Source organism: Pseudoalteromonas prydzensis (genome assembly GCF_011050055.1).
In the GTDB taxonomy this organism is placed as follows: domain Bacteria; phylum Pseudomonadota; class Gammaproteobacteria; order Enterobacterales; family Alteromonadaceae; genus Pseudoalteromonas; species Pseudoalteromonas prydzensis_A.
The window spans coordinates 79,709-101,422 of record NZ_DRGM01000079.1; the positions used below are offsets into that span (position 1 = coordinate 79,709).

Sequence of the window (21,714 nt, forward strand, 5' to 3'; positions counted from 1 at the left end):
ACTCAAGGCGGTTATTCTTTACTTTCAATTGAGGCCAGTTTTGCAGCATAAACACTGCGTTGTTGCTGATCTCTTGCGAGCTGTATCGCTTGTTTTAGTAGTTTCTGAGCATCATTTAAATTACCTTGCTGATAACGAATTTTAGCAAGTGCTACATAGGGGTCCGCTAAATAAGGGGCTTTGTCTATGGCTGCATCGATATGTTTTTTAGCGCTCATCAAGCGCCCACTGAGTGCTTCGCTTTCACCAAGAGCAATTAATTCATAAGGATCTTTTTCCTGAGCACCTAACAATGAATTAATTTGTTCAACTAGCATTTCGTTGCCAGTATCTTCAGCGAGTACTTTGTAATTGCTTAATAAGTTTAAACTTTGTAACTGCTGATCAAGCGCTGTTTGATAAATCCGTTGGCTGGTTGCTTGATCGTTGACGCGGCGATGCAATATTGCTGCTAGATTAAAAAGCTCAGCATCATTTGGGGTGTACTGATTGGCCTTCATTAACAAGCTATAGACTTGGTTATAATCACTTTCGAGCAAAGCGTCAGCTGCTAAGTTACTATAATATTTGGCAATGAGATCATCATAACTAGCACTGCCAACATAAAAACTGCCTCGGGAAGGAAAATAGTCAATGAGTACGCCTGGTCGAATAAAAGTAATTTGCCCTTCTTCTTCAATAAAAGGGCGATATAACTTAGTGCGAAAATGATTAGCAATAAATACCAGATTACCTTCTTTGGCGTAAACAGGTTGGCTAGTCATTTCTTGAAAGCCTGTTTCCAGATCAATTAAGTTCGCATAAGCTTGCGTTAATATTGCCAGACTTATGCAATTACCATGTGCTAATTCAAGTGTTTGCTGCGCAGTGAGGGTATCGCCGTGATAGCTAAAATTACTAAAGCCGCGTTCAATGTAGTTATATAGAATAATATCGTCGGTTAAACCTGCTAAGCGTTGATTATCGACATAAGCTAGAAAGGTCTTGGCTTCATGGTTAGAAAGTTGAAAAATAACTTGTTCTGTAGGGACTTGTTGTAACTCAAAGAGCGTGTGATTGAGTAAGCTCGTTAGCATGGGCGTAACCGTAGTAGGCTGCTCAGTGCTTTTACAAGCCGTTAATAAACATATTAATAATAAAGAAAAGTACAGTTTCATAGTCACCTCAGTGTTTCAATTAAGGTACGCTGAGGTAAAAATTTAATCAAGTATTTAATGCTATGACTGTTTGTCTTTGCTTACGTTTTTTACGATTGCGACGACTAAGTCATCAGTAAAAATCAATACCAGCAAGTTATTTTAAACGAAGCCCAATGACGTATTACAAGCGGCAACTGTAAGCTTAACTTGCCGCCGTTGCCATGAGTTTATTTTGTACTAATGGTTGCTTGTTTTTATAGGACCTTTACAATGCCGCGCCTTACATAAAACATATAAAAACAGTGATTTACACTATTTTTTTGTTTGATTAATAAGTTGCTAACTTATTAATCAATTACTAACGAGCGAGGTCTACTTTGGCGCATTATCTGCCGATTATTTCATCATTTATTTTAGCATTTAGCTTTTTTCCATTGCTAAAAAAGATCCGTAAAAACCGCAGTGTGTCGGGGGTCTCTTTGTTGATGATGACGTTTGGTGTTGCACAAAGTACATACTTTATTGCTTATAACTTGTACTTTGAACGTCTTTACATGGTATTGCCTTTTGTGGTGACGGGTATGCTGAGCGGCTTAATTTTATATTACTTCGCACGTTATAACGCCAAACAGCAAGAGCGTTTACTGTTAGCCGGCATGCTTGGTTTTTCGTTGTTGCCATTTTTATTATTACTCACGCCCCACTTAGACACGCCAACAGTATTGAATGGCTTAACTTTTGTAGGATTAGTGATGAGCTCAATACGAGTTATGCCGCAAACTTACAAAACCTTAAAAAGCGGCGACATTAGCAATTTGAGTGCACGCTATTTTAGTTTGCAATTTGTAGCCGGCGTATGCGGTTTGCTGGCTGAACTTGCGATGACAACACCAAGTACTTCTCATGTTTTGACCTTTGTGATGATCTTATTGACCAATGCTGCTCAGTTAGGTTGTATTCAGTATTATAAAATGCGACCTGTAACTGTTTAATCTTTTACTTAGTAAGTATGAAATAAATTTGCTATGCGCAGCGTCGTATTTATGGCAATTTATTGCATACTATTTCATCAATAAGCAAAGATAGCTTCAATGCAATTAACAATCCATCAAATAGATGCTTTTACAACTGAACTGTTTAAAGGTAATTACGCGGCAGTTATTGATTTAGACACTTGGCTTGATGATCAGCTGATGCTAAAAATTGGCGCAGAAAATAACATCTCAGAAACCGCGTTTACCTGTCGTCAAGCTGATGGTAGCTATGCTATTCGTTGGTTTTCACCGTTAATGGAAATAGACTTTTGTGGGCATGCGACTTTAGCTGCGGCTTTTGTATTGTGTGAACAGCACAATTTATTGCAGGTTCGCTTTCATGCTGCTGCGGTCGGTGAGTTAATCATCAATAAAAATAGCGACGGTAGCTTTGCCATGACTTTTCCAAAGCAAGTTCCTGAGGCTTGCCAAGAAGTACCCTCTGAGCTACTTGATGGCTTATCTATACAACCAGTTAAGGTGTTGAAAAATCAGCAAGCATACTTTGCTATTTATAATAATGAGCAAGATGTTTTAAATCTTAAAACAAACTCCGCATTACTTAAAGCATTGTTGCCACTAGATGTAGTTGCAACAGCGCCAAGCGCACAATACGATTTTATCTCACGTTATTTTTGGCCCGCGAACGGTGGTGATGAAGACTATGTAACGGGTTCAATTCACACCGGCCTTGCGCCATATTGGGCGCAAGAGTTAGGAAAAACTTCGCTGAGTGCTTATCAAGCTTCTAGCCGTGGCGGACATCTGCATTGTGAAGTTGCTGAGCACACAGTTACTGTAACGGGCCATGCTGTACGTTATATGCAAGGGACATTGTTTTTATCGTAAGCGTGATGTCGACTTTTATGAAGAACTTAGTTTATTGGATTCTTGCAGCTCTTGTAAAAGCGTTTTCATTACCCGATTGTTATAAGCGTGGACAATTTGCTGGCTTTTGAATAGCTGCGGTAGTTCTATTAAAAACACCAATAAAATAAGCAGTAAACCCACGCTTTCAATCCATAATAAGCCAATTAACATTAGCGTTAGGTTAACCACGCCCCGTGGGTAGTTTGCTAAGTAAAAGTGATGCAAGCCAGCAACAAAAAACCAATTTAGCACGGCGTATGTATCGGGATCTTTTATGCGTTGTATCAGCAAGTTCAGCTTGAAAAGTGATTGCTGTTCGATATTGAACACCTAGACGTGCGGTTTTGTGAACAAAAAAGTCACACTTTAACGCGTTAAAGTGTGACAGTCGTTTGTATGTTCTGACTATACCTTCGAGCGCTTTTTTTATTGCATTGATTTTTATAAAAATATAGTAAAGGCATTAAATAAGTGACAATCAATGGTTTGTTAAAACTTTTTTAGCGATATCGATGTTCTTGTAACAGTTGCTTACAAATGTCACGTTAATGTTTCATCCAGCTCTGTTATTATGGCCCTAGTAGAAAATTAGGGGGATTGATTATGCGAACAAGTATTTTGAAGTGGGCACTTCCTTTTGTTGCGCTTAGCGTAGGAATTGCAGGTTTTGCTGGGATAAATGCAATTGCGCAAGAACCAGAAAAAAAAGAAGTTGTTGATACGCGACCCGTTGTAAAAGTGGAGCCTGTAGCTGCTAATGATCATCAAGTTGTGATTAATAGTTATGGTGAGGTTCGGCCATTAGAGAGCACCTATTTATCAGCGCAAGTGTCGGGTGAAGTGGTGAGTTGGCATCCGAACTTTGTGGCTGGTGGTGTTGTTGCCCGCGGCGAAACATTATTCAGTATTGAAAAAGATAACTACGAGGCTGCTTTATTACAAGCCGAAGCTGAGCTTGCACAAGCGCAAGCCCAACTTATCGAAGAGCAAGCACAAGCGCAAGTTGCAGCAGATGAAGTAAAACGTTTTCCAGGTAAGGAGCGCACGGCGTTATTTTTACGTGAGCCACAAGTGCTCAGTGCACAAGCATCGGTTAAATCAGCACAAGCACGGTTAAAGCGAGCGCAACGTGATTTAGATAATTGCGAAGTCACCGCTCCTTATGATGCACTAGTTGTGAGCCGTGAAATTGGTGTTGGCCAATATATTAATATGGGTACTCAAGTTGCGGAACTTAATAATATAGAAACCGCAGAAGTGATCATCCCTATTGCAGGCTTTGACAGTGTATTTTTACCCGAGCGCGTGAAGGGTATTACTGCCACGGTGATAAAAACCGGCTTGCATGGTTTCACTCGTGAAGCGGTGATCGACCGTGATTTAGGAGTGGTTGATAACGCCACGCGTATGAGTAGCTTAGTAGTGCGTATTGAAGATCCGTATGGTTTAGTGAATAAACAACATGCGATTAAATACGGCAGCTATGTACAAGTAAGCTTTGCCGGCACCACGTTGCAAAATATTTATCGTTTACCGCAAGAATTAGTAAATAATCAAACTGTGTGGATTGTAAATGACGAGCAGCAGCTGGAACCTCGTAAAGTAAAAGTAATTCGCGAAGAAGGCGAATACTTTTATATTAGCGATGGTTTAGAAGCTGATGATCAGCTAGTGCTTACTTTACCTGAGTATCCTCAAAAGGGTATGGCAGTAAAAATAGCCGGTGTTCAGGATATAAAAAAAGTTGAGGCACTTGATAGTGCCGCTACTGAAAAACTATAAAAGGTAGACTGCGTTATGACTAACACTGAACTGCCAAACAGTGAAAAACAAACCGGCTTAATTGCTTATTTTGCCAATAACTCTGTCGCGGCTAATTTAATGATGGTTTTCATTATAGTAATGGGGATCATTAGCTTTGCAACGATGCAACGGCAGATGTTCCCAAACATTGAAATTAACTATATTACGATCAATGCCAACTACCCTGGAGCATCACCGCAAGAGATGGAAGAAAGTATCTTAATTAAGATTGAAGAATCTTTAAAAGATATAACTGAAATCAAAAAAGGGGTGTACCGCGCATTTCGTAACGGCGGCAGCGCCCAGTTAGAGATTAATACCGATGCTGAGCTCACCGATGTGTTGGATAAAATCAAACTACGGGTGGATGGTATTGCGACTTTCCCTGCGGGGATGGAGCCGGTCACCATAAGTCAAATTGAGTTTCGCCAAGATGTAATTGGCATGACCTTAGTTGCTGATTTACCTCTCAATGAACTCAAACCAATTGCCAATCGTATTGAAAATGAGTTGTTACAGCTTTCAAATGTATCATTGGTGGTCAACGATGTACCGCTGGATGAAATTGCCATTGAGATTGAACCAGACACATTACGCCGCTACAACCTAACCTTGAGTGACGTTGCGGATGCTGTGCGTCGATACTCAGCTAACTTTTCAGCCGGGCAATTAACAACCGATGCCGGGGTTATTTCGGTTCGGGTTGAAAATCAACTGTATTCTGGTGAGGAATTTCGGCAAATACCGGTAAAAATTGGTGATAATGGCGCTAAAGTGTTGTTGCAAGACATTGCGACGATTAAAGACCAGTTCACTGAGGGCGAGCGCTACTTTAAATTTAATGGTGAAAATGCCGTTTACTTATCGGTAAAAGCGACGGAAGAGCAAAGTATTATTCCTGTTGCGGATTCAGTAAAAGCATTTATTGATCAAAAAAATAAAGAGCTACCACCGGGTGTACGTTTAGAGCCATTAATGGACATGACTTACTATCTTAATGCGCGTTTAGAGATGATGGTAAATAACTTAATCCAAGGGGCTATTTTAGTCGCCATTATGCTGTCGTTATTCCTTCGCTTTAAGTTAGCTTTATGGGTAATGGTTGGTTTACCGTTGTGTTTTTTAGGTGCCATGATGATGATGCCATTATTTGGTGTCACCATTAATATTTTGTCATTATTTGCCTTTATCATGGTGCTAGGGATTGTGGTGGATGACGCCATTGTCATCGGAGAAAGCGCTTACACCGAGATAGAGAAAAAAGGCGGTGGTGTGGTTAACGTCGTTAACGGCGCTAAAAAAGTCGCCACTCCAGCCACCTTTGGTGTATTAACCACTGTTGCGGTATTCGCGCCATTTACCTTATCTTCGGGTCCTGAGAGTGCGTTCTTTTACGGTATTGCAGTAGTCGTTATGCTGTGTTTAATATTCAGCTTAATCGAATCAAAACTTATTCTTCCTGCACATATCGCACATACTAATTTCCCGCCAATTAAACCTGATAGTTGGCGTGCTCGTTTTAATAAACGCTTTTTTGGTTTTGTTAACGGCCCATACAGACGCTTTATCGTGCGTTGTGTTGAGTGGCGTTGGGCGGTATTTTTCTCGTTTGTTGCGTTACTAATTATCACGTTTGCCTTAATTGCATCAAATCAAGTGCGTACCGGCTTTATGCCTAAAATACCACATGATTACCCGCAAATTAATTTAGAGATGAACGACAATGTATCAGATATGCAAACCATTGAAGCAATTCGCGAAATCGAAGCCATGGTGGTTGCAGTAGATAAAGATACTGAGCGGGAATATGGCCAAAAGCTGATTAGAGATGTGCTGGTGTTTAACCAAGGCCGCACAGAAGCACAATTGCTTGCGCCTTTAGTTGAAGAAGATTTACGCCCTTATAACGCCTTTGAGCTTTCGCGGCGCTGGCGTGAGCAGATGCCGGTTATTGCCGGTGTTAAGTCGTTAACGATTTATGATGACGTAAATGCTCAAGGTGGTGGCGATGGTGAGTTTGGTTACTTGCTATATGGCTCAGACATCGACACTTTAAATGATGCCGGACGCCGTTTTATTCAATTATTGCAGCAGCAAGAAGGCTTATTTGATATTAGCTCAACTATCGACCCTGCCAGTAAAGAAGTGCAAATGAGCTTAAAGCCAGTCGCTTATGACTTAGGTTTGGATTTAGCCTCAATTGCCAATCAAGTTGGCGCCAGCTTTTACGGTGGTGAAGCGCAGCGCGTAATTCGTCGCGGTGAAGAAGTGCGAGTGATGGTGCGTTACCCGAAATTAACGCGTGAAGCATTTTCATCGCTCAAGCATGCGGTTGTTACCACCCCACAGGGGAAAGAAGTATTACTAGGTGATGTGGTCGAACTAACTGAAAAACCGGGTATCAGCTATATTCGTCGTGAAGGTGGTTATCGTACTGTTTACGTGTATGGCAATATTGACGAAGAACTCATTGAGCCAAACGAAGTCATTAAGCAAGTTAAAGATAAACTGCTGCCACAACTTAAAGACGAATTCCCGAGTGTTAAGTCAGAGCTTGGTGGCGCTATTGAAGAGCAACAAGCACAAGCCAACCAGCAAAAAATGTTCTTTGTCGGTGGCATGATCCTAGTGTATATCTTATTAGCTGTACCACTGAAAAGTTATGCACAACCTTTGATTGTGATGTCGGTTATTCCATTTAGTTTAACGGGCGCAATTTGGGGGCATTATTGGTTTGGCTTAGATCTGACCTTAATGTCTGGCTTCGGTATTATTGCCGCAGCGGGGGTGGTTATTAATGACTCCTTGGTTATGACCGATTTTGTTAATCAAGCTCGTCGAGAAGGTATCGCGATTAAAGATGCGGTAATAGAAGCGGGTTGCGCACGCTTTAGGCCAATACTGCTGACCTCGATCACCACCTTTGCGGGTGTACTGCCGATAATGTTTGAAACCAGCTTACAAGCAAAGTTCGTTATTCCAATGGCTGTTGCACTTGGTTTTGCGGTGATGTTTGCTACGCTGATCACATTGCTACTTGTGCCGTGTTTGTACATTATTATGAGCGATGTGGGTAAGGTATTTAAAGCTTTCTTTACTAAAGCCACTCGGCTATTAAACCCCGGCGTGTACAGCAGCTAGGTAGTTAGTTTTAAGGTTATGCAGTTTTAAAAGCCAATACTTTATGTATTGGCTTTTTTTGTTTTTTATAGACCTAAGTATTGGTTTTTATTGGCGGTTACATTCTTTAGTTTGATCTTTGTACTGTGTCACATTATACTCACGCTGTTTTGGCAAACTAATCGAAAGGTTAGGACGCAAAGTTTCCGGTCTAAGGTTTTAGCATTAAAACTAGGATAGCGGGGCCGTCGCACAGGGTCATTTTTTAACCTCGCTGTGTGTCATCAGCCCTACAATGTAGTTAAAAAGTATTTCTTTTATCCAATAAATACTGGATAGTAGCTATTAGATGTTCTTAAGGTGTTGCTTTGTTTATGCATACGTCATTGGCCTGTGGAAATTGGATGCCAATAGGTTGTCTAAATCATCATACCCAATTATTTGTGGGTGATATGGTGACAGTGACTTTTTATGACACGCAAGGAGAGCTAGTCGATTTATCATTTAAATATGAAATTATCACCGAAGAACAAGGTGAGCCACATAATTGGCCGCGCTATGTGGCGGAGTATATTAATACCCATATACCGTTAGTTGAAGCCGGTAGAATGACAGAACAAGGTTTAATAGTCGCTTATCGTTCAAATCAGATTTATGCGCTTGAAGGCTGTGGGATTAACCGAGCTGAATTAACGTTTCAATGCATTGCTAAATGTGATGATTTGCAAGTTGTTAAGCCTGCATATGATTATATCTACCCAGAAAAGTGTAGTGTTTATAATGCAGGAGTAAAAGTATTACAGCCAAAAACCGGCTTAATCTATAAATGCAAACCGTGGCCTTTTAGCCAGTTTTGCAATGTGAAAGAAGAAAACAATCCACTTTATGAGCCCGGTGTGGGGCAAAGTTGGGATTTAGCCTGGCAGCAAGTTTCCCCTTAATGCTATTTAGCATTTTTCGGCCCACTCTTTGAGTGGGCTTTTTTATACACTTTTGAAAATTATGTTAAACTCCAGCCATCGAAATTTTTTATTGGTTTTTCTGTGGCTCTATCAAACTTATCGTTGTCTGCACTTTTAAATGCCCCTGTTGCGCGTAAACAGCCGCACACTTTAACAACACACCAAAAAACACGTATTGATGATTACTATTGGATGCGTGATGACGAACGTACAGAGCACGCTATGTTGGCACATTTAGCCGCTGAAAATGATTATTGCGAACAGCAGTTAGCGCCAATTAAACCACTGCAAACAGCATTATTTGACGAGCTAAAAGGCCGGATAGTCAAAGATGACAATACTTTTCCCGTTAAAGATGGCCAATATTGGTATCACTCTGAAGTACGTGGTGATGATGAGTATTCTCGCCATTACCGCAGTCGTCAGATGGATGCGACAGATAAACAACTATTGTTAGATGTAAATATACTGGCAGCAGGCTTTGAATTTTATGAACTGGGCGAGGTGGCAATTAGCCCAAATGAGCAATTATTGGCTTACTCAGAAGACACCGATGGTCGTCGCATCTATACCGTAAAGTTTAAAGTTATTGATAACGAGGGTTTACTTGACGATGTGTTAGAAAACACCGAAGGGCAAATCGTTTGGGCAAATGACAATAAAACGGTTTTTTACGTAAAGAAAGACCCGAAAACGTTATTGGGTTATCAAGTTTATCGTCATGTATTAGGTACTAGCCAAACGCACGATGTCCTAGTTTATGAAGAGCAAGATCGTAGCTTTTTTATGGGGTTAGGTAAAAGCCGTGATGAAAGCCTAATTATTATTGATTTGGCTACCACTGAAACTAATGACACTTGGGTATTAGATGCAAATCAGCCATCCGGCGAATTCACACAATTAATGCCACGCGAGGAAGGCCACGAGTTTGATGTTGATAAACTCGGCGCTACGTTTTATATCGTAACTAATTGGCAAGCTAAAAATTTCCGTTTAATGACCGCAACGGAGGCTACTATTGCAGACAAAACACAGTGGCTTGAGCATACCCCTCACCGTGATAGCGTTTTATTAGAAGGCGTAGAGCTGTTTGATGATTTCTTGGTGCTTACCGAGCGCGAACAAGGCCAAACCCGCTTTGTGGTGATTAATAAGCAACAGCAGCGTATGACCTTAGAGTTTGACGATCCTTGTTATTATGCTGCCATTGCAATGAATCCTGAGCATGACACGCACCTAGCACGTATTTATTACTCAAGCCTCACCACGCCAGGTTCATTGTTTGAAGTGGACTTAAATAATGGTGATAAAACCTTATTAAAACAACAGCAAGTGTTAGGCAGTTTTGAGCCACAAAACTATGCCTCAGAACGATTAATGATAACAGCGCGTGATGGTATTAAAGTCCCTGTGTCACTGGTTTATCGTAAAGAGTTATTTAAAAAAGATGGCACTAATCCGTTATTTCAATATGGTTATGGTGCATACGGTATAACCATTGATCCGAGCTTTTCGAGTACTTCACTAAGCTTACTCGATCGTGGTTTTGTCTATGCTATCGCCCATGTCCGTGGCAGTGAAATGTTGGGCCGTGAGTGGTACGAGCAAGGCAAAAAGCAGCATAAGCAAAATAGCTTTAACGATTTCATTGATGTGACCAAAGCATTGGTTGCACAAGGTTATGGTGCACAAGATAAAGTGTTTGCTTCAGGCGGTAGTGCCGGTGGCTTACTTATGGGAGCGGTTGTTAACCAAGCACCTGCGCTTTATTTAGGGGTGGGCTGCCATGTGCCATTTTTAGATGTGTTAACAACTATGCTTGATGAATCAATTCCGCTTACTACCAATGAATACGATGAATGGGGTAATCCCAATGACCCTGCCTATTATGATGTGATTGCTAAGTATTCACCGTATGACAATATTGCCGCTCAGGCGTACCCACATATTTTAGTCACTACCGGACTCCATGATTCACAAGTGCAATATTGGGAGCCGATGAAGTGGGTAGCGAAAATGCGTGAGTATAAAACGGATGATAATATTTTAGTGTTTAAAACCGATATGGATGCCGGTCACGGCGGCGCATCAGGGCGTTTTAAAAGCTTGGAAGAAAAAGCCCTTGAGATGGCATTTTTTATTAGCCTAATAGACTTTTAATCCCGCTGGGTTTACTTTTATAGTGCGCTGTGTGAAGTATTAAATAACAAAGGAACCGTGTTATGTGTTTAGCTGATGAGATAAAACGAAGGAATAACGTAAAAATAATTGGGAAAGGGCAGAAAACGCTGCTTTTGGCTCATGGTTTTGGTTGTGACCAAAACATGTGGCGCTTTTTAATTGCGTCATTAGCCGATAACTTTAGCATTGTTTTATTTGATTACGTTGGCTCGGGCGCGTCCGACATTTCACAATACAGCAAACAACGTTACAGTAATTTAGACGGGTATGCGCAAGATGTTATAGATATATGCGACGCCTTACAGCTATCAAAGGTGGTATTTGTTGGCCACTCGGTTAGTAGCATGATTGGTGCTATAGCTGCTAATAAAAAGCCTGAATATTTTTCAAACTTGGTTATGATATGCCCGTCGCCATGCTTTTTAAATGATCCACCAGATTATTCTGGGGGATTCGAAACACAAGATCTACTCGAACTCCTTAGTATTATGGATAAAAATTATATTGGCTGGGCTAATTACCTTGCACCATTAGTGCTTGGAAATAGCAACACCCATGAATTTATGCGGGAGTTGTCAGGCAGTTTTTGTTCAACGGATCCTGTGATTGCCAAAACATTTGCAGAAGCAACGTTTTTATCTGATCACCGACACTTATTAACAGATATTAATCAGCCGACATTAATTTTTCAAAGTCAAAATGATGCATTAGCCGCCGTGACTGTGGGTGAATATATGCATGAGCGAATACCACACAGCAAGCTTAGTGTAATTGCAGCTGATGGACATTGTTTGCACATGACACACCCGAATGAAATTGCGCAAATAATTATTGAATATTTGCAGTAACCTCAGTGAACAATACAATTACGCAATACAAAATTAATTACACTCCAGATGACTTTGCCTGTGGTGCCTGTGTGACTGACGCTAACAGAATCATTATTTACGTTAATAGTTACTTTACCAACGAACTCCAATGGCAGCCAGAGGTGTTGCTGGGTAAACATGTAGATACGGTGTTTACTAAGTCATCAAAAATATTTTTTCAAAGTTATTTAATTCCCACCCTATTACATGAAAAAAAATGTGAAGAAATGCAACTGCTTATAATGGACGGCAAAGGCGAGCGTTTACCTGTTACAGTGAATGCGCATATTGGGTCTGATCATTGTATTTATTGGAGTTTTTTTAATGCCTCGAAGAGAGATTTACTTTATGAGGAGTTACTAAAAACACGTTCAGTATTGGAAGCACAAGCCGAACAGTTAAAACAGCTGGCTGCTACCGATGAGTTAACGCAATTACTCAACCGAAGAGAAATGAAAGTCAGAAGCACGCTAATGCTTGAGCAAGCTGCAAGATCGCATCAGATTGTGAGCTTGTTAATGCTCGATATAGACTTTTTTAAAATCATAAATGATACCTATGGTCATATGAAAGGTGATGACATACTAAAAGAGTTGGGTGCTAAGCTTAACAGCGAGTGCAGAAAAACAGATCTTGTTGCGCGTATTGGTGGTGAGGAATTTTTAATTATGTTACCAGATACAAATCAAGAGAATACGTTACTATTTTGCCAAAAGCTGCATGCGTTAGTTGCAACAATTAAAGTTGAAAACACGCCAATAACAATAAGTATTGGTGTGAGTATTGCTGATGAAAAAATGTCTTTTGCCGCGCTTTACGCCCAAGCAGATAAGGCGGTTTATCAAGCAAAAGAGCAAGGCCGAAACAGAACTGAATTTTTTCAAGCGGTAAAATAACTTAAAACATCACAGAGTATGTTTATCAAGTAGGCCAGCTCTTTAAAAGCTGGCCTACTTGTGGTTATCTAAAAATTAATTTAAATAGGCTTTAAGCATCCACACTAGCTTCTCTTGCTCAGTTATATAATCACTCATCAATGAAGCAGTCCCTTCATCTTGTGCATCACTTGCTTGCTCTAAAATATCACGCTGCATTTTAATTAAGATGCTGTAACCTGCGAGTAAGTTTTCGACTGCTGCGACACCATCACTGATATTTTTTGCTTCTTTAATTTTGCTGATCTCTAAGTAATCAGAGAATGCATGCAGTGGAGCGCCATCAAGGGTTAAAATACGCTCGGCGACTTCATCTACTTTTAAAAGTAATAGGTTATAAATTTCTTCAAACTTGATGTGCAGTTCAAAAAAGTTGCGACCTTTAATGTTCCAATGAAAACCGCGGGCATTCATATATTGAATTTGATAACTACTTAGCAGGGTATTGAGTGACTTGATGATATCTTCACTTTTCGCGCTGTTAAGACCAATTGCGTTTACCTGTGACATAACTTCTCCTTAATAAACTGATAAGATGTTTTCTAAACACTGATAGCAAGTATCAGCCATTTTTAGTGATCTGTAAAATGGTTAAAATCGATAACCTCGATAGATTCTACCTATTAGTTAAACTGCTGAGTAATTAATTTGTTCGTACAATAGATATGGGTTCTAATCTTTAAAAAACCACTCTCAAAATCAAAATATCCGCAAATCGTGCAATAAAAATACCATAAGATGATCTAAAACAAGCTTTTATAGCAAGCTATTGCATGGCGAGTGGTTATTTGATTTAGGTCAACATTAACGTTTTTAGTCGGCGCATAATCAACATAGATAAATTAGATGGAGAACACTCATGCAGGCTAAAACACAAAAAGAAAGTAAAATGGAATTAGTTGTAATTGGTATAGCGTTGATTGCATTTGTAGTTGGCTTAGTTGGTCATTTAGCAGGAGCAAGCTTTGCTAACTTTGATACCTTTGGTTATATCGCAGCACCAACACCACTGATCTTAGCAATCATCGCATTTGTTGCTTATAAAGTGGCTGCTAGTGCAGAAGATTAAACCAACAACTCAACAATATAATTCATCACTTGGCGTGAGTAGATCATACTAGTGTGACTTAAATGAAACACTTTATGCTCTGCCATGCCATTGAGTTTGGTTTCATCAATTAATACCGTGCCATCTGATTGACTACCTTTGGCAATTAACGGCATCAGTCCGATCGGTAAATCGCCAGCAATACTATAAAGTTTGGCATTAAATGGCCAATCGCCATTTTCGGTCAGGAGAAATTCCACACTGTTTTTTAAAAACACATCAAAGCCCTTTTGTTGCATTCTGCGGGCTATGTGGCTGCCTTTATGCGGCGTGCCTAAAGTAATAACTTTTGTTACGTTTTGGCTTTGCTCTGAATTTGCCGCAAGGTATGCGCGCGCCACCAGTCCGCCCATTGAATGACACACAAGAGCAGTGTTTTTATCATCAATAAAATCATCAATCTGTTTAAAAATAGCGGCGCGATCGGGCGACAATGTATTATAAGAAAGGTTGAGAATATCCAACCCAGACTTTTCAAGCTGCGAGCATAAAGGGCGCATTACAAAGCCAGACATATACAATCCATGTAACACTACAACGCGTTTAACAGTCATACACCCTCTTAATTTATTGAACCTACAATTACATTAATTGTACTGGTTTTATTTCAATGTTAACTGAATCAGAGCTCACCCATACATCACCATCTTGAATGGTAATAGTCAGCGATATATTGCGATCAACCAGTGCTGCCAGCGCTTGAGTTGCAGCAAAATCTAAACTAAAAATGCTTAGGTTTTTAAACTCATGCAACTTAGGTTGATGTTTTTGCCACCAAATTGCTTGGTTGTTTTCACCATAAGTGTATAGCACCACTTGTTTAGATTTATTACAGGCTTTTTTAACACGTTTTTCATCTGGTAAACCAAGCTCAACCCACAGCTCGATCTCATCGCTGTAGTTTTTATGCCACAGCTCTGGCTCATCATCAGCGGACAAACCTTTGGTGAACTCTAAACCATCACAGGCATTAAGTGCATAAGCAAGCAAGCGGATCATCAAGCGTTGCTCGGTTTCTGATGGGTGTTGTGCCAAGGTTAAATTAAAGTCTTGGTATACGTGGCGGTCCATATCGCTTAGCGATAACTGCGCTTTAATAATCGTTGATTTAAGAGCCATAACAGTTTATTTGAAAAAATTTGCGCCAGTATAACGTAATTCGTTGTGGAGCTCGTGAATTTAGTCGTTATGATGATTAAAAAGTCCCTCCGTTCAGGCTTAATAGTAGCCGCCTTATTAAATTTTATGAGCACTTAAAGTAATAATCTACAACACGCGTTCGACAGCTTGCCGTATCACAACGCTGTATTGCTGTAGCGACTAGCAAAAGCCTACGATTAATATGCGCTGTTGTGATTGTCTTTATAGTCGATCACCACCGCATTGTGTGCATGCAAGCTTTCTTGATGTTCTATTTTGAACCAGTAATCCGATAACTCGCTCATTGCTGTTAATGCTTGTTTTATACGTCGTGCGGCATCTTCACAAAACATTAGGTTGCTGGCGTTGAGTTTCGCAAAGGCTTGCTCGTCTTGTCGTTTTACGGCGGTTTGTACTGGGGTGCCAATAACGTTTTCAAAGTGTTTAATTAATACTGTTATATCAGGCAATTGTTGGTTCAAAAAGGTGAGTTTAAGATCAACAAAGGAACGCTGGCTATGGGCTGTGGCGATACTGCCTTGTGCTGATTTGAGCCAAGCAGTGAGTTGGGTTTTATTAATTTGCGGCTCACTAAATTGCAACTCCACTGCGTCACTCAGTGCTTGTCGCGATAATGCCGCAGAGCAAGGGCAAGTACTTGAATACGGAATTGTTAAGCTAAGTTGTGTGCTAAGTTGTTGTGCAATATATTGGCAATTAAGTTGTATAGGGTACGATTGATAGCCAAATTCGTTACTGAGTAGCGCCGGCTTTTTTAGCATCAACTCAAAAGCTAAATTGATTTTTGCACTTTGACTTAAGCCTTGTTGCGATGCAACCAACTCTTTTAATAGCGAGGTTAACATGGCGGTGCTCAATGGCTGTGAACTCAGTGCATGATTAACTTTAAGGTACAGCCTCGACATATGAATGCCTTTCGCGCTGCCTTGATCTAAGCTGACAAACACATCTGTTTTGGCACTAAGTTGCTGGGGTGGCTCGGTTAAAATATGCAATGGAGTTGCAATGGCCTGCATTCCTACCCAGCGTAAAGGGATCGCAGAGGCTACATGGTCTGTTGCAGTAATATCGGCTAAGGTGGTGTTGCAATAGTTCATAAGTTGTCCAACTATCGATTAAATAATAAAGGCATGGCTGCCCGAGTGGCTTCTAAAATATGGTAACCGTTAAACACTTGCTGACCATTTACCCAAGTACTGACAATGCGCGCCGAAAATTGCTGATCCGCAACCGGAGTCCAGCCACAAAGGTAGCGTGAATGCTGGTTTGCTACTGAGGTTGTTGCGTTTGGGTTGAGCAGCACTAAATCGGCATAATAGCCTTCACGGATAAAACCTCGTTCGACAATGTGATAACGCAGTGCGGGATTATGGCCGGTTTTTTCAACGACTTTTTCAATACTGAATGTGCCATTGTGAACCTGTTGCATTAGCATAAGTAAGGCATGCTCAACTAATGGTAAACCTGCAGGGGCTTGATTGTAGGGTTGTTGTTTTTCGTGCCAAGTATGGGGCGCATGATCGGTTGCGATAATATCAAGATGATCGCTGTTTAGTGCGTTTAACAAGGCGTGGCGATCGTGATTGCTTTTGATTGCAGGGTTACATTTAATCAAGTTTCCTAAACGAGCGTAATCGTTATCGCTAAACCATAAGTGATGAACGCAGGCTTCGGCTGTAATGTGTTTATTGGTAATTGGCCCAGCAGTAAATAAACTCAACTCGCGTGCTGTTGTAATATGCAATACATGCAGTTGCGTGTGGTACTTTTTTGCTAACGCTACAGCATAAGACGATGAAGAATAACAAGCTTTTTCATCACGGATCTGTGGATGGTGCTGTATTGTGGGTGTGATACCTTGATGATGTAACTTGCGTAAGTTTTGTTGAATAACCTGGCCATGCTCACAATGTGTGGCAATAAGCACTGGGCTTTCTCTGAAAATAGCGTCTAATGCGGCTGGATTCTCAACCAATAAATCACCGGTTGAGGCGCCCATAAACACTTTAACCCCGCATATTTTTTTTCGGTCAAGGGCCTTTATGGTGTCTAAATTGTCTTCTGTTGCACCAAGATAAAAAGCGTAGTTAGCAGCCGAGTGAGCTTTAGCGCGTGCGTATTTATCTTCAAGTGCTTGTTGTGAGGTTGTTGCGGGATTGACGTTGGGCATTTCCATATAGCTAGTAATACCACCCGCAACAGCGGCGCGTGACTCACTGGCAATAGTGCCTTTATGGCTGAGTCCAGGCTCTCTAAAATGAACTTGGTCGTCGATCATACCTGGCATTAAATAACAACCTGTAGCATCGATCACCTGATCAAGCGCAGTTGCAGATAAGCTGCTAGCAATGCTGTCGATGCGATCGCCTTTAATTCGCACATCGGCGGCCACTGTGCGGCCTTCGTTAACCAATAATGCGTTTTTGATTAATTGGCTACGCATCGTGACTCCTTAGCAATTAAAGTCGAAAGTTAGTGTGAGTCGCTTATTGCTCGTCCATGTTGTTAGTGCTGGTGTTGGTTGAGCTAACGACATTGTGAGCATAGTTTCCTGAGTGAGCGATAAAGTCATGGTTGTTGTGTGGGTGTACAGTGGGGCTTCTTACAACGCAGTTGATAATTACGAAGGTGGCCATAAGCGATAATGCATGAGCCCAGCAGTGTAAGTATAACTTCGCCGTATTTACCTAGTTGCGATGCAGTAAGAAATTGCACACTGATCAGCACCACTAGGCCAACAGAACCAGTAATAAAAACATTTTTTTGGCGATGGTGTAAGTAACCCATTAGCAATGCAATCACACTGATTGGCAGCACGGCATAAATCAGCCAGCGATGAAATAACTCATCGTCGAATGCTAATAATCCCGCAATTGATGGTAATAAAATGAGTATCATAGGTAATAACAGGCAATGAGCAATACACAGGAACGACAGGCTTATAGCCATTTTGTCGGTAAATAATTGTAACTTAGTCATGAGTACCTCATGTTGAGTGTGAATTGCCGCCTAATGAGCGACACTGTTGGCGTTTTTAGTTAAGCTATGACGCCATATTATTTAAAACGACCATGTTATTGTTGGTTGTGCCGCTGTTAATTTTTGCATACCTTGACCTTGCTGATTGAGCCACTGAGCTTTGATATGGGTCAACGAAGTGGCCCATTTAAATAACAACACAGAGACCTGATCAACAGTGTTTGGGCAGGTAAAGTAATATTCTAATTCGATATCATGGTGAGCATTAGCTTGCTCAGTGTGCTGACTGGGTGTCTGCAAAGAGTGTTTAATACTATCAAGCTGGCATGCTTCATTGAATGCAATGATCTGGGTATGGTCTGCAAATCGCGCAGCTAATTGTTGTATGGCTTGGTGTTCAGAGTCACTTTTAGGAGTATGTTCAAAACCAAGTAGATCGGCACTGGGCAAAACAAATTGCAGTAACCATGTTTGCTTATGTTGGGAAACAAAAAGCTCACCTTGACCATGTACATGGCCGTATGCTGCTGTTGTAAAGCTTAACGTTAGTGTTAATAGCATGACAAAAAGCAAGGTATTTTTCATTTAGTCATCGTTCTATAGAATATTTATTGTTACAATATAACATATCTCTTCTGGTGTAAAATAAATATCTGTGAGTTTTATTGACTACTTGGGGGATTAATTGCAGGTAAAAAAGTGTGAGGTTATTAAATTACGCGTGATAAGAGTGGGGTAATCGTAGCGCGCGTTAGTGCATATAACACTAACACGCGCAGCTGCGCTATAAAGTTAATTATTCAGCGCGTGACATGGTCATAATACGTTCGCGCAATTGTGGATCTTGTTGGGCTTGTTGAGCAATTTCACTATACTCAGCAACCGTTAATCCTGCTTTTTCTACAGCCTTAACCATTTCAGCCTGTGCTCTTTGCTGAATCGTTTGTGCTTGTTCCGTATCTTCAGCACTTTGAAACTCTGATTCATACCGCGTACTTATTTTATCGATTGAATCCATAGCAATACTAAACTGTAATAACTTTGCATCTTTGATACTTGATGTCTGTTGTTGTGGTGGTACTGCTACCCCCGTATTGGCATTAACCATACCCGCAGTGGCAGATAGAGACAGTGCGGCGATACATAGTGCGATAGTATTTTTTTTCATAAATGTTACTCCAATTATTTTGAGTTCGATTTACTTATAGCGAAGAGCATGCCAACATTTAAAATAAATATAACATGTTGATTTATATTGAATTTAATTTATATCTCGGCTGTTTAGCTTTATTGCACAAGCAGTGGTGTGTATACTAATGACACACCGGAGGAGGGCTTGTGACAAAATTATCCAGTTTTCGCTATTGGCACCTAGCGAGCTTACAGCGCAGTTTATTGTTTTATGTAGTCTTGCCAATGTTATTACTAACAGGGCTGGCAATACGTTTTGGTTTGGTTTATACCAACGAGTTAGTCACCACCAGTATGCGTACAGATCTAGAGTTGATCGGCCGTGCCATACGTATACCCATTAGCGACGCGTTATTAAAACAAGATACTAACGCCATAAATGCGCATTTAGAGTCGGTATTCACGATTGGGCGGGTTTATGGTGCCTCAATTTATGACGTTGATGGTGCTTTAGTTGCGGCAACCGGCGTGATTGAGCCCGATCTCACTAATAGCCAGCTAGCATCTGAGGTGGTTAGCACCGGCCAACAACAAGACGGCTATCGCTCGGTGTCGGGGCAATCATTGTTTTCGCATTTTCTGCCTATTGTTAATCGCAGTGGTCAAATTCATGGCTTATTGCAAATTAGCCGTAAGGCCAGTGACTTTGAACAGTCATTAGCTAAGTTATCAAATAAAGCCTGGTTAAGCTGGTTTGCACTGGCAATATTGAGTTTATTGATTATGTGGCGCGGTCATAAACGAGTGATAGGCCAACCGATCAACGAATTAGTCAGTAGTATGCGCCGGGTTGCCAGTGGCGATCGGCGTTATCGCGCGCGTTTGCAGGGCCCGCTTGAGCTGCGAGAAGTCGCTAAGGGATTGAATCATATGTTAGATGAAATCAATGCCGCCGAGCAGCAACTACTGGCGCAACAGACACAACAGCGAAAAATAGAACAGCAGCTTAAAGAGCAAGAAACCATGGCCGCTATTGGTCAAGTCGTTAGCGGCGTTGCCCATGAATTGGGCGCGCCATTAAGCGTTATCGATGGCCGTGCGCAGCGGTTATTACGCCAATATCCCGATGCCGACAGCCAGCGCCAACTACAGGCAATTCGTGGTCAAGTATTACGCCTTAATCGCATGGTAAAACAGCTGCAAGCGTTTGCTCATACGCCGGTGACTAGCTGGCAGCGGATTGCTTTATTACCGCTATTGCAGCAAGCCGTGCAGAGCATTAGTTATGAGTTACAAGACGATGAAAAACAACCCGAAATCAAACTTCCTTGCCCCGATATACTGTTATATGTCGATATTGCACGGCTAGAGTTGGCGCTTGTTAATGTATTAAGAAACGCCACGCAAGCAGCTGCCAGTCAGGTGGTGATTGAGTCGCAACAACAACACGATCAGCTGCTTATTAAGGTTCAAGATGATGGTAAAGGGTTAACCAGTAATCTCACCACAGAGCAAATGATGACCCCTTTTGTGTCAACCAAGCCACAAGGTCAAGGAACGGGGTTAGGTCTTGCCATAGTGCAGCAAATTATGCAGGAACATCGTGGCACTGTGAGCTTAAAAAACAACCCCGAAGGTGGCTGCGAAGTGACCTTAACCTTACCGCTAACCAAGCAGGATATATACCCATGAGCAGTTTGTCGCCTTACCGATTAGCCATAGTTGAAGACGACCCAGATTTACTGGAGCTATTACAAGAAGAGTTAGCCAGCCAAGGCTATCAAGTCACCGCCTGTGGCTGTGCAGAAGATTTACTCGGTTGTATTAGCGAGCAGCGCTTTGATTTAGTGATCAGCGATATCAGGCTGCCAGGCATTGATGGCATGCAATTATTACAACGCTTAAAACAGCAACCTGAGCCGCCAGCCCTATTACTCATTACCGCTTTTGGTACTGTGCGCCAAGCGGTAAATGCGCTAAAGCAAGGCGCCGATGACTTTTTGACCAAGCCGCTTGACTTAGAGCATTTGGCTTTGTCGGTACAGCGTTTATTAGCCCATAAAGCGCTGCGTAATGAAGTGCAGCAACTGAGGCAACAACAGCAAGATGGCCCCGCAGGTTTAGTTGGTAAAAGCCGTGCTATGCGCCGTTTGTACCAACAAATAACTCAAGTTGCGTCGGCACAAGGGGCAGTACTTATTTTAGGAGAAAGTGGCACCGGCAAAGAGTTGGTTGCACGGGCAATACATCAACAAAGCTCGCGCAGTGAACAACCATTTATTGCCATTAACTGTGCGGGGATCCCCGCTGAACTAATGGAAAGTGAGTTTTTTGGCCATGCCGCCGGTGCATTTACCGGCGCGCGCCAACAGCGATCGGGTTTATTTAAAGAAGCCGATGGCGGCACCTTATTGCTTGATGA

General features: G+C 41.4%; 21 protein-coding genes and 1 riboswitch. Of the genes, 11 read left to right on the forward strand and 10 right to left on the reverse strand.

Annotation, left to right across the window (positions count from 1 at the left end; all coding sequences use genetic code 11):
- Nucleotides 1-11: 11 nt before the first annotated feature.
- Entirely contained in the window at nt 12-1,157 is a 1,146-nt protein-coding gene (locus tag ENH88_RS07540; RefSeq protein ID WP_304181295.1) for a tetratricopeptide repeat protein, read from the reverse strand.
- A 359-nt stretch (nt 1,158-1,516) separates the two neighbouring features.
- Here ENH88_RS07540 and ENH88_RS07545 point away from each other — a divergent pair, with 359 nt between their 5' ends.
- Together ENH88_RS07545 and ENH88_RS07550 are read left to right on the forward strand one after the other, a co-directional pair.
- A complete protein-coding gene (locus ENH88_RS07545) occupies nt 1,517-2,131 on the forward strand; it encodes a PQ-loop repeat-containing protein (protein ID WP_304181297.1) in 615 nt (204 codons plus the stop codon).
- 99 nt (nt 2,132-2,230) lie between these two features.
- Nucleotides 2,231-3,022: a PhzF family phenazine biosynthesis protein gene (locus ENH88_RS07550; protein WP_304181299.1), complete on the forward strand. Its 792-nt coding sequence runs from the start codon at nt 2,231-2,233 to the stop codon at nt 3,020-3,022.
- Between the two features lie 15 nt (nt 3,023-3,037).
- Here the strand turns inward: ENH88_RS07550 and ENH88_RS07555 are convergent, their stop codons facing one another.
- Nucleotides 3,038-3,334, reverse strand: coding sequence for a TM2 domain-containing protein (locus tag ENH88_RS07555; protein ID WP_304181301.1), 297 nt, complete (start codon nt 3,332-3,334; stop codon nt 3,038-3,040).
- A gap of 312 nt (nt 3,335-3,646) precedes the next feature.
- Here ENH88_RS07555 and ENH88_RS07560 point away from each other — a divergent pair, with 312 nt between their 5' ends.
- From ENH88_RS07560 to ENH88_RS07585, 6 genes are all read left to right on the forward strand, one after another.
- Nucleotides 3,647-4,825, forward strand: coding sequence for an efflux RND transporter periplasmic adaptor subunit (locus ENH88_RS07560; RefSeq protein WP_304181303.1), 1,179 nt, complete (start codon nt 3,647-3,649; stop codon nt 4,823-4,825).
- 15 nt (nt 4,826-4,840) lie between these two features.
- Complete coding sequence (locus ENH88_RS07565) at nt 4,841-7,987, forward strand: efflux RND transporter permease subunit (protein WP_304181305.1); 3,147 nt, start codon at nt 4,841-4,843, stop codon at nt 7,985-7,987.
- A 141-nt stretch (nt 7,988-8,128) separates the two neighbouring features.
- Nucleotides 8,129-8,219, forward strand: a riboswitch (cyclic di-GMP riboswitch).
- Between the two features lie 121 nt (nt 8,220-8,340).
- Nucleotides 8,341-8,907, forward strand: coding sequence for a chitin-binding protein (locus tag ENH88_RS07570; RefSeq protein ID WP_304181307.1), 567 nt, complete (start codon nt 8,341-8,343; stop codon nt 8,905-8,907).
- A gap of 102 nt (nt 8,908-9,009) precedes the next feature.
- A complete protein-coding gene (locus ENH88_RS07575; RefSeq protein ID WP_304181309.1) occupies nt 9,010-11,088 on the forward strand; it encodes a S9 family peptidase in 2,079 nt (692 codons plus the stop codon).
- A 62-nt stretch (nt 11,089-11,150) separates the two neighbouring features.
- Nucleotides 11,151-11,957, forward strand: coding sequence for an alpha/beta fold hydrolase (locus ENH88_RS07580; RefSeq protein ID WP_304181311.1), 807 nt, complete (start codon nt 11,151-11,153; stop codon nt 11,955-11,957).
- 5 nt (nt 11,958-11,962) lie between these two features.
- On the forward strand, nt 11,963-12,874 hold the full coding sequence (locus ENH88_RS07585; RefSeq protein WP_304181312.1) for a GGDEF domain-containing protein: 912 nt from the start codon (nt 11,963-11,965) through the stop codon (nt 12,872-12,874).
- 75 nt (nt 12,875-12,949) lie between these two features.
- Here the strand turns inward: ENH88_RS07585 and ENH88_RS07590 are convergent, their stop codons facing one another.
- The gene (locus tag ENH88_RS07590; protein ID WP_304181315.1) at nt 12,950-13,423 is read right to left on the reverse strand and encodes a Dps family protein; all 474 of its coding nucleotides are present in this window, start codon (nt 13,421-13,423) and stop codon (nt 12,950-12,952) included.
- Nucleotides 13,424-13,772: 349 nt separating this feature from the next.
- Between ENH88_RS07590 and ENH88_RS07595 the strand changes: the two genes are divergently transcribed.
- Nucleotides 13,773-13,982, forward strand: coding sequence for a hypothetical protein (locus tag ENH88_RS07595; RefSeq protein WP_149982248.1), 210 nt, complete (start codon nt 13,773-13,775; stop codon nt 13,980-13,982).
- On the opposite strand, the gene ENH88_RS07600 is transcribed toward ENH88_RS07595, so the two are convergent.
- From ENH88_RS07600 to ENH88_RS07630, 7 genes are all read right to left on the reverse strand, one after another.
- On the reverse strand, nt 13,979-14,575 hold the full coding sequence (locus ENH88_RS07600; RefSeq protein ID WP_192541778.1) for an alpha/beta fold hydrolase: 597 nt from the start codon (nt 14,573-14,575) through the stop codon (nt 13,979-13,981). The two genes, ENH88_RS07595 and ENH88_RS07600, sit on opposite strands and share 4 nt — an antisense overlap.
- 28 nt (nt 14,576-14,603) lie before the next feature.
- Nucleotides 14,604-15,140, reverse strand: a complete 537-nt coding sequence (locus ENH88_RS07605; RefSeq protein ID WP_192541779.1) for a YaeQ family protein — start codon at nt 15,138-15,140, stop codon at nt 14,604-14,606.
- A 218-nt stretch (nt 15,141-15,358) separates the two neighbouring features.
- On the reverse strand, nt 15,359-16,279 hold the full coding sequence (gene folE2, locus ENH88_RS07610) for a GTP cyclohydrolase FolE2 (RefSeq protein WP_304181323.1): 921 nt from the start codon (nt 16,277-16,279) through the stop codon (nt 15,359-15,361).
- 11 nt (nt 16,280-16,290) lie between these two features.
- Entirely contained in the window at nt 16,291-17,625 is a 1,335-nt protein-coding gene (locus ENH88_RS07615) for a dihydroorotase (protein ID WP_304181325.1), read from the reverse strand.
- A 125-nt stretch (nt 17,626-17,750) separates the two neighbouring features.
- Nucleotides 17,751-18,161, reverse strand: coding sequence for a MerC domain-containing protein (locus tag ENH88_RS07620; protein WP_283709704.1), 411 nt, complete (start codon nt 18,159-18,161; stop codon nt 17,751-17,753).
- Between the two features lie 81 nt (nt 18,162-18,242).
- Nucleotides 18,243-18,746, reverse strand: coding sequence for a ZrgA family zinc uptake protein (locus ENH88_RS07625; protein WP_304181328.1), 504 nt, complete (start codon nt 18,744-18,746; stop codon nt 18,243-18,245).
- A gap of 211 nt (nt 18,747-18,957) precedes the next feature.
- A complete protein-coding gene (locus ENH88_RS07630) occupies nt 18,958-19,329 on the reverse strand; it encodes a DUF4168 domain-containing protein (protein WP_283709702.1) in 372 nt (123 codons plus the stop codon).
- A 170-nt stretch (nt 19,330-19,499) separates the two neighbouring features.
- Here ENH88_RS07630 and ENH88_RS07635 point away from each other — a divergent pair, with 170 nt between their 5' ends.
- Complete coding sequence (locus ENH88_RS07635) at nt 19,500-20,984, forward strand: sensor histidine kinase (protein WP_304181330.1); 1,485 nt, start codon at nt 19,500-19,502, stop codon at nt 20,982-20,984.
- Nucleotides 20,981-21,714 (forward strand): sigma-54-dependent transcriptional regulator (locus ENH88_RS07640; RefSeq protein WP_304181331.1); only part of this gene is annotated, 734 nt, incomplete at its 3' end. The genes ENH88_RS07635 and ENH88_RS07640, both read left to right, overlap by 4 nt.

Excerpts from the sequence above, each read along its gene's own strand:
- ENH88_RS07540 (WP_304181295.1), bottom strand. The coding sequence starts at position 1,157 with ATGAAACTGTACTTTTCTTTATTATTAATATGTTTATTAACGGCTTGT.
- ENH88_RS07550 (WP_304181299.1), top strand. The coding sequence starts at position 2,231 with ATGCAATTAACAATCCATCAAATAGATGCTTTTACAACTGAACTGTTT.
- ENH88_RS07560 (WP_304181303.1), top strand. The coding sequence starts at position 3,647 with ATGCGAACAAGTATTTTGAAGTGGGCACTTCCTTTTGTTGCGCTTAGC.
- ENH88_RS07565 (WP_304181305.1), top strand. The coding sequence starts at position 4,841 with ATGACTAACACTGAACTGCCAAACAGTGAAAAACAAACCGGCTTAATT.
- ENH88_RS07570 (WP_304181307.1), top strand. The coding sequence starts at position 8,341 with ATGCATACGTCATTGGCCTGTGGAAATTGGATGCCAATAGGTTGTCTA.
- ENH88_RS07580 (WP_304181311.1), top strand. The coding sequence starts at position 11,151 with ATGTGTTTAGCTGATGAGATAAAACGAAGGAATAACGTAAAAATAATT.
- ENH88_RS07590 (WP_304181315.1), bottom strand. The coding sequence starts at position 13,423 with ATGTCACAGGTAAACGCAATTGGTCTTAACAGCGCGAAAAGTGAAGAT.
- ENH88_RS07595 (WP_149982248.1), top strand. The coding sequence starts at position 13,773 with ATGCAGGCTAAAACACAAAAAGAAAGTAAAATGGAATTAGTTGTAATT.
- ENH88_RS07600 (WP_192541778.1), bottom strand. The coding sequence starts at position 14,575 with ATGACTGTTAAACGCGTTGTAGTGTTACATGGATTGTATATGTCTGGC.
- ENH88_RS07605 (WP_192541779.1), bottom strand. The coding sequence starts at position 15,140 with ATGGCTCTTAAATCAACGATTATTAAAGCGCAGTTATCGCTAAGCGAT.
- folE2 (WP_304181323.1), bottom strand. The coding sequence starts at position 16,279 with ATGAACTATTGCAACACCACCTTAGCCGATATTACTGCAACAGACCAT.
- ENH88_RS07615 (WP_304181325.1), bottom strand. The coding sequence starts at position 17,625 with ATGCGTAGCCAATTAATCAAAAACGCATTATTGGTTAACGAAGGCCGC.
- ENH88_RS07620 (WP_283709704.1), bottom strand. The coding sequence starts at position 18,161 with ATGACTAAGTTACAATTATTTACCGACAAAATGGCTATAAGCCTGTCG.
- ENH88_RS07625 (WP_304181328.1), bottom strand. The coding sequence starts at position 18,746 with ATGAAAAATACCTTGCTTTTTGTCATGCTATTAACACTAACGTTAAGC.
- ENH88_RS07630 (WP_283709702.1), bottom strand. The coding sequence starts at position 19,329 with ATGAAAAAAAATACTATCGCACTATGTATCGCCGCACTGTCTCTATCT.